This window comes from Nonomuraea sp. NPDC003754 (assembly GCF_053605785.1).
This window is the reverse complement of record NZ_JBSGJX010000051.1, coordinates 1-13,514: the sequence shown is the minus strand read 5'-3', so window position 1 is coordinate 13,514 and position 13,514 is coordinate 1. Positions and strand designations below refer to the sequence as shown.

Here is a 13,514-nt window from a genome sequence, read left to right as displayed (position 1 = left end):
ACCGCCCGGCGGTCACCCACGCGTCTCGGCGGTCCCGGGAGCCTCAGGGACGGCGAAGCCGTACGGCAGCTCGAGGCGGTGCTCGGCCAGCAGCGCGGAGTCGGACAGCAGGCGGGGGGTCGGCCCGTCGGCGGCGATCACCCCGCCGGACAGGATCAGCGAGCGCTCGCACAGCTCCAGCGCGTACGGCAGGTCGTGGGTGACCATCAGCACGGTCACGTCGAGCGAGCGCAGGATCTCGGCCAGCTCCCTGCGCGCCGCCGGGTCGAGGTTGGACGACGGCTCGTCGAGCACCAGGATCTCCGGCTCCATGACCAGCACGGTGGCCACCGCGACCCGCCGGCGCTGGCCGAAGGACAGGTGGTGCGGCGGCCGGTCGAGATGGTCGGCCATGCCCACCCTGTCGAGCGCGTTCTTGACCCTGCGCTCCAGCTCCTCGCCCCTGACGCCCATGTTGGCGGGGCCGAAGGCGACGTCGTCGCGCACGGTCGGCATGAACAGCTGGTCGTCGGGGTCCTGGAAGACCAGCCCCACCCGCTGCCTGATCTCCTTGAGGGTGTCGGCCCGCACCGGGGTGCCGGCGACGCTGACCGTGCCGTGTCCGGCGGTCAGGATGCCGTTGAGGTGCATGACCAGGGTGGTCTTGCCCGCGCCGTTCGGCCCGAGCAGGGCGACGCGCTCGCCGCGCCCGATCGTGAGGTTCACCCCGAACAGCGCCTGCGTGCCGTCGGGATAGGCGTAGGCGAGCTCGCTCACCTCAAGGGACTTCACCACAGTGACACTCCAAGGACGGCCAGCGCCGTGACGGGCAGGGCCAGCGCGGTCCCCCACTGCCGCCCCGATCCGGAGACATCGTGGATGAGCGGCAGCGAGCCGCTGTACCCCCGGCTGAGCATAGCCAGGTGCACCCGCTCCCCCCGCTCGTAGGAGCGGATGAACAGCGCGCCGGCCGACCTGGCGATCACCGGGATCTGGGTGAGGTTGCGCGCCTCGAAGCCCCTGGCCTCCCGCGCCACCCGCATCCGCCGCATCTCGTCCACGATCACGTCCATGTACCGCAGCATGAACATCGCGATCTGCACCAGCAACGACGGCAGCCGCAGCCGCTGGGCGCCGAGCAGGATCATCCGCGGTTCGGTGGTGGCGGCCAGCAGGATGGAGGCGACGACGCCGAGGGAGGCCTTGGCCAGGATGTTCCACGCCGCCCACAGTCCCGGCACGCTGAGCGAGAGCCCGAGGACCTCGGTCCGCTCCCCCATCCCGATGATCGGGATCGCCAGCGCGAACAGCACGAACGGGATCTCGATCGCCATCCGCCTGACCACGTGGGCGGCGGGCACCCGTGCGACGCCCGCCGTGAGCGCCAGCAGCAGCGCGTAGCAGCCGAAGGCCCAGAAGGCCTCGCGCGGCGTGGCCACGACGACGCCCGCGAAGGCCAGCATCGCCACCAGCTTGCACTGCGGCGGCAGCCGGTGGACGGGCGAGTCGCCGGGCCGGTAGAGCTGGTGGTGGTGCCCCGCGCCCATCTCTAGACCCCGGCTCCCGCGCGGCGGCGGGCCGCGAAGGCGACGGCGCCGGCGACGAGCAGCGTGATGCCGACGCCGACGACCCCCGCGACGCCGACGGGCACGCCGCCGACGTCGCCGTAGTCGGCCAGGGCCCACGAGCCGAACAGGTGGTCGGTGGCCTGGTCGAGGAAGCCCTTGTTCTCGGCGACCGCCTCCAGGCCGTCGGGGTCGGCGGAGGCGAAGAAGGAGACCACGCCGGCCAGCACGAGCGTCAGGCCGACGCCGCCGAGCAGGAACGGCCTGCCGCCGGTGGCGGGCTTGGCCGCGGGGGCCGCGCCGACGGGCGAGGTCGTGCCGTCGGCGCCCTTCAGGACGAGCGGGGCGGCCAGGCCGCGGGCGCCGTAGACCAGGTCGGGCCGTACGGCCAGCACCGCGCCGACGGTCGCGGTGGTGATGAGGGCCTCACCGATGCCGATGAGCACGTGGACGCCACCCATGGCCCCGGCGACGGCGGCGGCGTCGATCGGGGCGGTGCCGCCGACCGCGAACAGCAGCGAGAAGGCCAGCGCGGAGGCGGGCACCGAGACCAGAGCGGCGAGGAAGGCGGCCGCGCCGACCGCCGCCTTGCCCTTCGCCGCCCTGGTGACCAGGCGGAACAGACCCCACCCGACCAGTACGGTGACCACGCCCATGATCACGATGTTGATGCCGAGCGCGGTCAGGCCGCCGTCGGCGAAGAAGACGCATTGGACGAGAAGCACCACGGCCATGCACAACACGCCGGTGTAGGGTCCGACGAGTATCGCGGCCAGCGCCCCGCCCAGCAGGTGACCGCTGGTGCCGGCGGCGACGGGGAAGTTGAGCATCTGGACGGCGAAGATGAAGGCGGCGACCAGCCCCGCCATGGGCGCGGTGCGGTCGTCGAGCTCCCGCCGGGCGCCGCGCAGGCAGACCGCCACCCCGGCGGCCGCGACGACGCCTGCCGAGACGGATGTAGCGGCATTGAAGAAGCCATCGGGTACGTGCACGACCAAGCCTCCAGTAAGCGGACGAAACTCCCCTACTTTAAGTCAAGGCTTTGCAGTTGCACATGTCTAGCAATTACCCGCGGCGGATCAGCCTTCGCACGAGCGCCCGAGGCGTGATCTTACGGACGACCGTGCTCAGCCTGCCCTTGCCCGCCGTCGCGTACGGCCGGACGCTGCTGCGCACGGGGCCCCGCCACCAGCTGCGCGGCTCGGCCACCGTGCCGGCGTCGACCTCGATCCTGAACCGCGCGGGCGGCCCGCCCAGCTCCAGCTCCAGGTAGGCGTCCCAGGTGCCGGGGGCGAACCTGCCGATCGCGGGCTTGGCCACGAACACGCCGCCGGGCAGCGCCACCACCGGCTCGACGCGCTCCCTGCCGCTGTGGCGCTCCCTCCAGACCAGTTGCTTGACCGCGCCCGCCTCGGGGATCCCGCCGCCGCCCACGGTGATCTCCCCGTCGAGGAGGAGGCGGTGCCCCAGGATCCACCGGGTGCGGGTGAGCCGCGCGCTGCCCGGCACGGTGAGCACGTGCCCGCCGACGTCGACGCTGAGGTTGCCGTTGGTCCTGGTGAAGTACGGCAGCGCCACCGCACTGCCCACCAGGCGGGGAACCGGCCTGGTGATGCCGCCGTCGCGGTCGGCGCCCAGCCTGCCCAGGCGGATGACACCCTCGCACTCGACGGCGACGTAGAAGTCCCACACGCCGGACGACAGCTCGCCGGGGTCGACGCTCGCGATGAAGCCGCCGTCGCCCACCGGGTCGGCCGGCAGGACCAGCTCGCCGCCCTGCTCCTGCCGGGAGCGCAGGACGAGCGCGACGCCGCCGGCGGCGTGCTGGCCGTCGAGCGCCGCCTCGCCCTCCACGACCAGCCTGTCGCTCTCCCAACGCAGCCCGGTCAGGCGGCGGCACACGACGGCGGCCTCGATGCCGGCCAGCCGTACGAGCCTGTCGATGTCGTCGAGCGCCGCCAGGCGCTGGCGGTCGGTCGTGGTGAGCCGGTCGGTGACGCCCGGCGTCAGCCACCGGTCGCACAGGACGGCCACCTCGTGGGCGATCTCCTTGCGCCGCATGTCGTCGGCAGCCAGGAAGGGGGCGCCGAGCTGGGCGAAGATGTCGAGCCTGAAGTGGCGGCGGAGCAGGTGGTCGCGCAGCGGCCCCGGCCCGATGTGCGCGGTCATCAGCTCGATGGGCTTGCCGATCATGGCCAGCCAGCCGAGCGGGTCGCGACTGGCCGGCTGCTGCATGATGCTGCTGCCGTCGGGCCTGGCGACCAGGTGGTAGCAGTCGTAGTCGGCCACGACAGAGATGATCTCGGCGTGGCAGTAGGCGTGGACGCTGAAGACGATGTCCTCGCCGATCAGCTGCCCCTCGGCGAACCTGATGCCGTGCCGGTCGAGCATCTCCCTGCGGTAGAGCTTGAAGCAGCTCAGGCTGTTGTAGACGGCGCTGTCGCCCAGGTCGACCCGGTCGGTGCTGTGCAGGAACATCGAGACCGGCGCGCGGCGGCCATGCCCGACGATCTTGCCGAGCACGATGTCGGCGGCGTTCTTGTCGGCCATGGCGACCATGCGCTCGAGCGCCTCGGGACCGAGGTAGTCGTCGGCGTCGCAGAAGAACACGTAGCGGCCCCGAGCGTGCTCCAGCCCGGTGTTGCGGGGGCCGCCCGCGCCGATCGGGTGCTCCTTGCGCACGACCCTGACCACGCCACGGTGGTAATGGGAGTAGAGCTCGAGCAGTTCGGCGCTGCCGTCGGTGGAGCCGTCGTCGACGACGACGATCTCCTTCTTCACCCGCTGGACCAGTGCGGAGGTCAGGCTGCGATCGAGATAGTCACGGCAGTCGCGGACGGGGATGATGACGCTGACGTCCACACCGCCCTCTTCGCATCCGGTCGGTCGTTCAGCCACAGCCGCGCCCCTCAGCCGTCACGTTCCGCTAGCCCTTGAATTCAGTATGTGACGAGACTGCGGGTTCGCGCGGGCAATCCGGCGTGTTGACGGCTTTACTTTCGGGACAACCGACATATCACTCGGCGATGCAAATTTGCTGATTAAGCAGGGTGAATTGCGGCTCGGCGGGGGCGCTGAATTCCCCTGCGGCGTAGAGATTCATCCCTGCAGGGAACAGTGCCCTACCCCCTGCCCACCTGGGTGATCCCAAGACGGGAATGACGCGTCTACACTCAGGCAACCTTGATCTGAGAGGTGGCGGAAATGGGAACGGAACTCAGCCGTGAGACGACCGAGGATCCAGCCGTGCGCTCCGCCGAGCGCATCGTCTCCTCCGCACGGCTCGCCGAGCTCTACGAGTGCTCGGCACTGCTGCGCCGTACGCGTCAGCGGGCGGAGCAGATCGTGAACGAGGCGCGCGCCATGCTCGCCGAGGCCGAGCTCTACGGCGACCCCATCAGAGTGCTCGCGCTCAGCGCCCAACTCGAGGAGGCGCGCGCCGCCTACCGCAAGATCCTGCAGGCCTACACCACCATTTGCCGCAAGATCGGCGAGGAGCGCAACGCCATCATCATGTCCCAGGTCAAGGAGACCAGAGAAGCCGTGCAGGAGGGCTTGTCAGGTGTCGCCTGACGGGATTACTGTCAGGCCATGCCTGACAGCTGGAAGGACAAGCTCCGCTGCTCGTTCTGCCACAAGAAGAGCGCGGACGTCGGCAAGCTCATCGCGGGCCCGGGAGTGCACATCTGCGACCAGTGCGTCGCCCTCTGCAACGAGATCCTCGAGACAGAGCGCCTCAGCGCGCCGTCGGAGCCGCGCCTGCCCATGTGGGAGGAGATGTCCGTCGAGCAGATCCTCGACCACCTTCCCAAGATCGCGGCGGTCCAGGTGCAGATCGACGACAACCTGCACGACTGGGTGCGCCACCTCCGCACCCGCGACGTGAGCTGGGAACGCATCGGCGCGTCCCTGAACATGACCCGCCAGTCGGCCTGGGAGAGGTTCAGATAACCGGCCCAGATAACCGGCCCAGGTAACCGTCCGGGTAACCCGTCCGGTAAACCACTGTGACTGCTGGGGCGTCCCCTGATCAGGGAGGCCCACCATGCACGTTCTCGAGGGCCTCGCGGCGCCCGACCTGACCGAGCTCGCGATCGAGCTCCTGCTGGTCGCCGCGCTGCACGAGGAGGCCGAACGGCTCACCGCCGAATGAACGGGCTCCAGCTCCCCGGCCGCCGCCGGGGAGCTGGAGCAGGGGGCTCAGCCGGGAAGACCCGAGTCGAGCCTTCGTTTCTTCAGCGCCAGGTGCAGGTGGAGCCTGGTCATGCCGTCGTCGAGGTCGGCGCCCAGCGCCTCGGCGATGCGGCCGAGCCGGTAGTACAGGGTCGTCCGGTGCAGGTGCAGCGCCGCCGCGGCGCGCTGGGCGTTGCCGCCGAGGTCCAGGTAGGTCTCCAGGGTGTGCGCCTGCTCGCCGTCCAGCCCGGCCAGCGGGTCGTCCGCCGCGCCGAGCAGCGTCAGGTACGGCCCCAGCCCCGCCCACGACACCTGGCGCGGCAGCGCGGGGTCGGCGGCGGCCAGGTGGGCGGCGGTCAGCGCCTGGCGGTAGGCCTCAGGAGCCGCCTCGGGCGCCATCGCCTCGCTGTAGCCGCGGGTGACGCCGTCCTCGTCCGGCATGGCGTCGGCGGGCTGGCGGAGCAGGTAGGCGGCGTGGGTGTCGGTCCGCAAGCCGCCGATGGCATGGCGTTCCGGCCGGCCGGAGCCGGGAAGCACGACGCACACCTGGATGAGTCTGGGGGTCGTCCGGTTCCAGCCCTGCCCCGTGGTCAGCAGGCGGCGGACCATCGCGTCGGGGTCCTCGTGCCAGGCGGCCGCCAGCTCGCGGGCGGTCTCCTCGGCCAGCGCGAGCGCCTTGCCGTCCAGCGTCTGGTCGGGGTCGAGCAGCCACAGGTAGCCGAGCGCGCGCCCGCCGTCCCTGATGGGCACGCAGACCCTGGCCCCCATGCCGAGCTCCTCGTTGGCCGGCACCCGGACGGGTGCCGTGGCCGCGGCGATGCCGTGCAGGTCCTGCCAGCGGCTGATCTCGGGCGCGACCTGCCGGGAGAGGATCGCGGCGACCCGCACCGGATCGGCGTCGGCGTGCCGCGAGCTGTAGGCGATCAGCCGGCCGTCGGGGTCGTCGACGGTGACGCTCCGCTCGATGGCCGCGGCGAGCGCGTCGAGCCATGCCTGCATTCCGACAAGTGTAGGAGCGGGTCCCTTCATCCACACCATGTGCCCGCCGCGACGTGCTGCTTACCCTGGCCCCATGCTCGCCCCTCGCTCCTGGGTTCCCGCCGCCGCCGACGATCTCGTTCAGCACGGCGCGGCCGCCGTCTCCTCGCAGCCCGCCTCGGCCACGCTGGCCGAGATCGAGCGGCTCACCACCCGCAGCCACGAGATCCACGACGTGGAGTGCGTCAACCTCAACCCCGCGACCAACGTCATGAACCCGCGCGCCGAGGCGCTGCTGTCGGCCGGGCTCGGCTCCAGGCCCTCCCTCGGCTACCCGGGTGAGAAGTACGAGACCGGCCTCGAGGCCATCGAGCAGATCGAGATCATCGCCGCCGAGCTGGCCGCCGAGGTGTTCTCGGCCCGCTACGCCGAGGTCCGCGTGGGCTCGGGCGCGCTGGCCAACCTCTACGCGTTCATGGCCACCTGCAAGCCGGGCGACACGATCATCGCCCCGCCGCCCGCCATCGGCGGACACGTCACCCACCACGCGGCGGGCGCGGCCGGCCTGTACGGCCTGACCACCGTCGACGCCCCCGTCGCGGCCGACGGCTACACCGTCGACGTCGCCGCGCTGCGCGAGCTCGCCGTACGGGTCAGGCCAAGGCTGATCACCCTCGGCGGCAGCCTCAACCCCTTCCCCCACCCGGTGTCCGCCGTCCGCGAGGTCGCCGACGAGGTGGGGGCCCTCCTGCTGTTCGACGCGGCCCACGTGTGCGGGATGATCGCCGGCGGCGTCTGGCCGAACCCGCTGGCCCAGGGCGCGCACCTCATGACGATGAGCACCTACAAGAGCCTGGGCGGCCCGGCCGGCGGCCTGGTCGTCACCGACTCGGCCGCGCTGGCCGAACGCCTCGACGCGATCGCCTATCCGGGGCTCACCGCCAACTTCGACGCGGGCCGTACGGCGGCGCTGGCCGTCGCGCTGCTGGACTGGAAGGTGGCGGGCAAGGCCTACGCGGAGATGATGGTGAGCACCGCCCACCAGCTGGCGACCAGCCTGCAGGAGCTCGGCCTGCCCGTCTTCGGCGGCGGCACCAACTCCCACCAGTTCGCGCTCGTCGCTCCCCAGGGCGGCCAGGCCGCGGCCCGCCGCATGCGCCGAGCCAACCTGCTGGCCTGCGGCATCGGCCTGCCGGCCGCCCCGGTCGAGGGCGACGTCAACGGGCTGCGCCTGGGCACGCCCGAGGTGGCGCGGCTGGGCATGACGGAGGAGGACATGCCCGTGCTGGCCGCGTTCGTGGCCCGCAGCCTCGACCCGTCCGTGGATCCCGCGACGGTCGCGCCCGAGGTCACCCAGTGGCGGCGCGGCTTCTCCGGGGTCCACTTCACCTGCTGACCTCCCGCAGACCCCCGGTCCCCCTCACGGGCCTGCCCGGGCCCGCGACGCTCGCCGTCGCCGGCCTGGGCAGGCTCACGGTGACGGCCAGGCCGCCGTCCGGCCTGGGCAGGCTCACGGTGACGGCCAGGCCGCCGTCCGGCCTGGGCAGCGCGGTGATGGTGCCGCCGTGCGCGTCGACGATGGCCCGCACGATCGACAGCCCGAGCCCGGCGCCCCTGTCGGAGCGCACGCGCTCCCCCGCCGGCCGCCGGAACGGCTCGAACAGGCCGTCCACGTCGTACGGCGCGACCACGGGCCCGGTGTTCTCCACCGTGACGAGCCCGTCGGCCGACACCCTGATCCAGACCTGGCCGTCGCGCACGTTGTACTTGATCGCGTTCTCCACGAGGTTGAACAGGCAGCGCTCCAGGAACAGCGGATCGGCCTCGACCTCGGCGTCCGACAGGTCCTGGTGGATCGTGACCCGGCGCCTGCGCGGCTGCAGGTCGACCTGCTCCAGCACGGTGCGGACGATGTGGCGCAGCTCGACCGGGCGGCGCGCGGTGAGCTCCTGCTCCGACTGGGCCAGCAGCAGCAGGCCCTCGATCAGCCGCTCGTAGCGGGCGTTGGTGCCCAGCAACGCCCGTGCCAGCGCCTTCAGGTCGGCGGAGGCCTCCGGCTCCTCCAGCGACACCTCCAGGACCGTGCGGTTGATCGCCAGGGGCGTGCGCAGCTCGTGGGAGGCGTTGGAGATGAACCTGCGCTGGGCGTCGAACGCCCTGTGCAGCCGGTCGAGCATCGCGTCGAAGGTGTCGGCCAGGCGCTTGACCTCGTCGTCGGGTCCGTCCAGGCCGATGCGCTCGTGCAGGGTGCTCTCCGACAGGCGCTGCGCGGTCTCGGTCACCCGGTCGATCGGCCGCAGCGCGCGGTCGGCCACCAGGTAGGCGAGGATCACCGCGATGATCCCGATGAGAATCATGATCATGAGCGAGTAGCGCAGCATCTCGTCCAGCACCTCGGCGGCGCGTACGCCCACCTCGCGCTTCATCGTGGTCTGCAGCTGCTCCTTGGACGGCAGCGCCGCGCCCGGGCCGACCTTGGCGAACGCCAGGACGAACTGCTTGCTCAACGCGCTGGACGTCAGCAGGTAGGTGAACCAGAGCAGCAGCGATCCGGCCACGAAGAACAGCACGCCGTACAGGACGGTGAGCCTGGCGCGCAGCCCGAGCCTCACAGCCGGTACCCCTTGCCCGGCACGTTCCCGACGAGGGCGGGACCGCCGAGCTTCCTGCGCAGCGCGGTCATGGTGACGCGCAGGACAGCGGTGTCGGTGCCCGCGTACTCGTCCCACACCCTGCGGCGCAGCTCCGCCGAGGTCACCAGCGCGCCTTCGGCGCGCATCAGCTCCCACAGCAGGTCGAACTCCTTGCGGCTGAGCGACACGGGCCGCCCGTCCCTGGTCACCGTACGGCGGGCGGGGTCGAGCCTGATCCCGGCCCGCTCCAGCACCGGCGGCGCGGCGGGCGAGCTGCGGCGGGCCAGGGTCCTGATCCTGGCCACCAGCTCGGCGAAGGCGAACGGCTTGACCAGGTAGTCGTCCGCGCCGAGGGTGAGCCCTTCGACCTTGTCGCGCACCTGTCCGGCCGCCGTGAGCATGAGGATCCTGCTCCTGCCGGCCAGCTCCTCGCAGACGTCGTCGCCGTGCACCTCGGGCAGGTCCCTGTCGAGGACGACGACGTCGTAGTCGGTGTGGGAGGCGCGTTCGAGCGCCTCCTGGCCGTCGTAGGCCACGTCGACGGCCATGGCCTGCAGCCGCAGCCCGCGCGCCACGGCGTCGGCCAGCTGTTCCTCGTCTTCCACGATGAGCACCCGCATGATGACGAGCGTGCAGCACCGCCTGTTAGCCGTGAGTAAGCCACTTATCCGGCTTTAGCGCTCCCTTCAGTGAAGTGTGCGGCATGAGAAGACACCTCCTCGTGGCCGCGCTGCCACTCCTGCTCGCCGCCGCGTGCGGCTCGACCCCCTCCACCACCGCGCAGGTCGCCGGCGTCGGCGAGAGCGCCACCGCCGCCGCCAGGCCGAGCGCCTCGGCCACCATGGACAGGAACACCGCCCAGCTCAAGTTCGCCCAGTGCATGCGCGAGAACGGCGTCGACATGCCCGATCCCGACGGCAGCGGAGGCGTGCGCATCCAGGCCAAGAAGGGCGAGCAGGCCAAGACCGAGGCCGCGATGAAGGCCTGCAAGCAGTACCTCGACCAGGCGGCGGGCGAGCGCAAGGCCATGGACCCCGCCCAGCGCGACCAGATGCTGAAGTTCGCCCAGTGCATGCGCGAGAACGGCGTCAAGATGGAGGACCCGAGCGCCGACGGCATGGTGAGGATCACCGGGGCCGAGGGCGGCGAGCAGGCGATGAAGGTCGCCCAGGAGGCCTGCAAGGAGTTCGCGCCCGGCGCGCTGAGGGGGAACGGCTCGTGAGAAGGGTCGCCCTCGCCGGTGCCTGCCTCCTCGCGGTCGCGGTGGCGGGCGCGGCGGTGGCCGTCCTGGCCGACGGCGGCACCGGCGCGGCGGCCCCCGCGGCGGCGGCCGTACCGGCCACGGCGCCGATCACCAGGCAGGACCTGATCGACACCAAGACGGTCGACGGCGCCCTCACCTACGAGGGCGAGCGCCAGGTGGCCGCGGGCGCGGCGGGCACGCTGACCTGGCTCCCCGACGAGGGCGCGGTCGTGAGGCGGGGCCGGTCCCTGTTCAGGACCGACCGCCGCCCCACGGTCCTCATGTACGGCAAGCTCCCCCTCTACCGCACCCTCCAGCTCGGCGTCGGCGACGGCCCGGACGTCGAGCAGCTCGAACGCAACCTCGCCGCGCTCGGCTACGACGGCTTCACCGTGGACGACGAGTTCACCTACGCCACCTACCAGGCCGTCGTCGAGTGGCAGGAGGACAGGGGCCTGCCCGAGACGGGACGGGTGGACGCCGCCCAGGTGGTGTTCCTGCCGTCGGCCGTCAGGGTGACCGGCGTCCGGGGCGAGGTCGGCGGCAGGGCCGCCCACGGCCGGCAGGTGCTGGCGGTCAGCGGCCTGGACAGGGTGGTCCACGTGGACCTCGACACCGACGACCAGACCCTGGCCAGGAAGGGGGCCAAGGTCACCGTCGAGCTGCCGGGCGGCGAGAAGGCGGCCGGGCGGATCACCTCGGTCGGCACGGTCGCCAAGACGGTCAAGGAGAGCACGACCGTCGATGTCGACATCACCCTGGACAAGGCCCCCCGCACCAAGCTGGACCAGGCGCCGGTCGAGGTCGAGCTGGTCAGCGAGCGGCGCGAGGACGTGCTGGCCGTACCGGTGGAGGCGCTGCTCGCGCTGCGCGAGGGCGGGTTCGGCGTCGAGGTCGTCGAGGGCGCCCGCACCAGGCTCGTGCCGGTCGAGGTCGGCGCGTTCGGCAGCGGCATGGTCGAGATCACCGGCGCGGGACTGGCCGAGGGGATGAAGGTCGGGGTGCCCGCCGAATGAGCATCATCGAGCTGCGCGGAGTCACCAAGACCTACAACGGCACCGTCCACGCGCTGCGCGGGGTGGATCTGACGGTCGACTCCGGCGAGCTGCTGGCGATCATCGGGCCTTCCGGCTCGGGCAAGTCCACGATGCTGCAGATCATCGGCACCCTCGACCGGCCGACGGCGGGAAGCGTGCGGATCGCCGGGCACGACGTCCTGGGGCTGAGCGACCGCCGGCTGTCCGCGCTGCGCGCCCGGCACCTCGGCTTCGTCTTCCAGCAGTTCCACCTGTCGCCGGGGGTGAGCGCGCTGGACAACGTGGCCGACGGAATGCTCTACACCGGCACCCCGCTGCGCGTCCGGCGCGAGCGGGCGGCCGCGGCGCTGGACCGGGTGGGCCTCGGCCACCGGCTCGGCCACAAGCCGAACCAGATGTCGGGCGGCGAGCAGCAGCGTGTCGCCGTGGCCAGGGCCGTCGTGGGCGACCCGCCCCTGCTGCTGGCCGACGAGCCGACGGGCAACCTCGACTCGGCGGCGGGAGCCGAGGTCCTGAAGATCATCAAAGAGCTCAGCGAGGCGGGGACGACCATCGCGATCATCACGCACGACAGCGAGATCGCCGAGTGGTGTCCCCGGCAGGTGCGGGTCAGGGACGGGCTGGTGCTCCCATGAGACCGGCCAGGCTGAGCCTCCGCGACGTCCTCAGGGTCGGGGCGTCGGGGCTGCGGGCCCGCCCGGCCAGGGTGATCCTGTCGGCGCTCGGGATCGCCATCGGGATCGCCACGATGATCGCGGTCATCGGCATCTCGTCGTCCTCGCGGGAGCAACTGCTGCGCCAGCTCGACAAGCTGGGCACCAACATGCTGACCGTCTCGGCGGGCAACACCGTCTTCGGCGAGCCCGCCAAGCTGCCGCGCACCGCGGTCGACATGGTCTCCCGCATCGGCCCCGTCTTCTCCGCCGCCGCGACGGGGTCGGCCCCGGCGACCGTACGGCGGACCTCCCACATCGACGAGGCGGTGACCGGCGGCATCAGCGTCCAGGCGGCGACCACGTCCCTGCTGGAGACGCTGGAGGGCACGGTGGCGAAGGGCACCTGGCTGAACGACGCCACCTCCCGCCAGCCCGCCGTCGTCCTCGGCGCCAAGGCCGCCGAACGGCTGGGCATCACCCGCACCGGCGTGCGGGTGTGGATGGGCGGGCGCTGGTTCACGGTGATCGGGATCCTCCGCCCCACGCCGCTCGCCCCCGAGATCGAACGGTCGGCGCTCGTCGGCTTCCCCGTCGCCGAGGAACATCTCGGCTTCGACGGGCACCCGACGACGATCTACGAACGGTCGGCGGAGGAGGCGGTCGAGGCCGTGCGGGACGTGCTGCCGCGCACGGTCAACCCGGAGAACCCCAACGAGGTCGACGTCAGCCGCCCGTCCGACGCGCTGGCCGCCAGGGCCGCCGCCGCGGGCGCCTTCACCAGCCTGCTGCTCGGCCTCGGCGCGGTCGCGCTGCTGGTGGGCGGGGTCGGCGTGGCCAACACCATGGTCATCTCCGTCCTCGAACGCCGCCGCGAGATCGGCCTGCGCCGCTCGCTGGGGGCGACGAGAGGGCAGATCCGCGTCCAGTTCCTGTCGGAGTCGCTGCTGCTGTCGGCGCTCGGCGGGGTGGCGGGCGCGGTCCTGGGGGCGCTGGCGACGGTCGGGTACGCGATGTCGCGGGACTGGCCGCCGGTCGTGCCCCCGTGGGCGATCGGCGGCGCGGTGGCCGCCACGCTCGTCATCGGCACCGTCGCGGGGCTCTACCCGGCCATGCGCGCGGCCCGCCTGTCGCCGACGGTGGCACTGACCACCACCTGACCGGGTAGAGCCCCGCGACGGTGCCGATGACGAGCGTGGCGGTTCGAAGGCGAGCAGGGTGGCCTTGTCCCACTCTCCCTCGGGGATCGCGAT

13 protein-coding genes and 1 pseudogene are annotated in these 13,514 nt (G+C 72.1%); 7 read left to right on the top strand and 7 right to left on the bottom strand.

From position 1 onward, the window contains the following. Positions 1 to 12 precede the first annotated feature (12 nt). From ACWEVS_RS39735 to ACWEVS_RS39720, 4 genes are all read right to left on the bottom strand, one after another. Positions 13 to 774 (bottom strand): energy-coupling factor ABC transporter ATP-binding protein, encoded by a 762-nt coding sequence (locus tag ACWEVS_RS39735; RefSeq protein ID WP_452555958.1) that lies wholly within the window; start codon positions 772 to 774, stop codon positions 13 to 15. Beyond that, positions 768 to 1,526 (bottom strand): cobalt ECF transporter T component CbiQ, encoded by a 759-nt coding sequence (gene cbiQ, locus ACWEVS_RS39730; RefSeq protein ID WP_354913927.1) that lies wholly within the window; start codon positions 1,524 to 1,526, stop codon positions 768 to 770. Before cbiQ ends, ACWEVS_RS39735 begins: the two co-directional genes overlap by 7 nt. Positions 1,527 to 1,528: 2 nt before the next feature. After that, positions 1,529 to 2,536 (bottom strand): energy-coupling factor ABC transporter permease, encoded by a 1,008-nt coding sequence (locus tag ACWEVS_RS39725; protein WP_449914287.1) that lies wholly within the window; start codon positions 2,534 to 2,536, stop codon positions 1,529 to 1,531. Positions 2,537 to 2,609: 73 nt separating this feature from the next. Further along, the gene (locus ACWEVS_RS39720) at positions 2,610 to 4,406 is read right to left on the bottom strand and encodes a glycosyltransferase family 2 protein (RefSeq protein WP_452555956.1); all 1,797 of its coding nucleotides are present in this window, start codon (positions 4,404 to 4,406) and stop codon (positions 2,610 to 2,612) included. A 342-nt stretch (positions 4,407 to 4,748) separates the two neighbouring features. Here ACWEVS_RS39720 and ACWEVS_RS39715 point away from each other — a divergent pair, with 342 nt between their 5' ends. Both ACWEVS_RS39715 and ACWEVS_RS39710 read left to right on the top strand, forming a co-directional pair. Then, a complete protein-coding gene (locus ACWEVS_RS39715; protein WP_354913933.1) occupies positions 4,749 to 5,117 on the top strand; it encodes a hypothetical protein in 369 nt (122 codons plus the stop codon). A gap of 18 nt (positions 5,118 to 5,135) precedes the next feature. Further along, positions 5,136 to 5,288 (top strand): annotated as a pseudogene (locus tag ACWEVS_RS39710) (ClpX C4-type zinc finger protein); the annotation flags it as partial. Between the two features lie 456 nt (positions 5,289 to 5,744). On the opposite strand, the gene ACWEVS_RS39705 reads toward ACWEVS_RS39710, so the two are convergent. After that, positions 5,745 to 6,716 carry a helix-turn-helix domain-containing protein gene (locus tag ACWEVS_RS39705; protein WP_354913935.1) on the bottom strand — a complete coding sequence of 324 codons (972 nt, stop codon included), beginning with the start codon at positions 6,714 to 6,716 and terminating at the stop codon, positions 5,745 to 5,747. Positions 6,717 to 6,789: 73 nt separating this feature from the next. Between ACWEVS_RS39705 and ACWEVS_RS39700 the strand changes: the two genes are divergently transcribed. Beyond that, positions 6,790 to 8,091: an aminotransferase class I/II-fold pyridoxal phosphate-dependent enzyme gene (locus ACWEVS_RS39700; protein ID WP_452555954.1), complete on the top strand. Its 1,302-nt coding sequence runs from the start codon at positions 6,790 to 6,792 to the stop codon at positions 8,089 to 8,091. On the opposite strand, the gene ACWEVS_RS39695 is transcribed toward ACWEVS_RS39700, so the two are convergent. Continuing rightward, on the bottom strand, positions 8,081 to 9,307 hold the full coding sequence (locus ACWEVS_RS39695) for a sensor histidine kinase (RefSeq protein ID WP_452555952.1): 1,227 nt from the start codon (positions 9,305 to 9,307) through the stop codon (positions 8,081 to 8,083). The genes ACWEVS_RS39700 and ACWEVS_RS39695 overlap by 11 nt on opposite strands. Further along, the gene (locus tag ACWEVS_RS39690) at positions 9,304 to 9,948 is read right to left on the bottom strand and encodes a response regulator transcription factor (protein ID WP_354913940.1); all 645 of its coding nucleotides are present in this window, start codon (positions 9,946 to 9,948) and stop codon (positions 9,304 to 9,306) included. Before ACWEVS_RS39690 ends, ACWEVS_RS39695 begins: the two co-directional genes overlap by 4 nt. 83 nt (positions 9,949 to 10,031) lie before the next feature. On the opposite strand from ACWEVS_RS39690, the gene ACWEVS_RS39685 reads away from it, so the two are divergent. Genes ACWEVS_RS39685 through ACWEVS_RS39670 form a run of 4 tightly spaced genes read left to right on the top strand, consistent with a single transcriptional unit; the run spans position 10,032 to position 13,421 of the window. Next, complete coding sequence (locus tag ACWEVS_RS39685) at positions 10,032 to 10,550, top strand: hypothetical protein (protein WP_354913942.1); 519 nt, start codon at positions 10,032 to 10,034, stop codon at positions 10,548 to 10,550. Then, positions 10,547 to 11,587 (top strand): peptidoglycan-binding protein, encoded by a 1,041-nt coding sequence (locus tag ACWEVS_RS39680; RefSeq protein ID WP_449914301.1) that lies wholly within the window; start codon positions 10,547 to 10,549, stop codon positions 11,585 to 11,587. Before ACWEVS_RS39685 ends, ACWEVS_RS39680 begins: the two co-directional genes overlap by 4 nt. Further along, positions 11,584 to 12,243 (top strand): ABC transporter ATP-binding protein, encoded by a 660-nt coding sequence (locus ACWEVS_RS39675; RefSeq protein WP_449914303.1) that lies wholly within the window; start codon positions 11,584 to 11,586, stop codon positions 12,241 to 12,243. Before ACWEVS_RS39680 ends, ACWEVS_RS39675 begins: the two co-directional genes overlap by 4 nt. After that, positions 12,240 to 13,421, top strand: coding sequence for an ABC transporter permease (locus tag ACWEVS_RS39670; protein ID WP_449914306.1), 1,182 nt, complete (start codon positions 12,240 to 12,242; stop codon positions 13,419 to 13,421). The genes ACWEVS_RS39675 and ACWEVS_RS39670 overlap by 4 nt, the downstream gene beginning before the upstream one ends. The last annotated feature ends 93 nt before the right edge of the window (positions 13,422 to 13,514 follow it).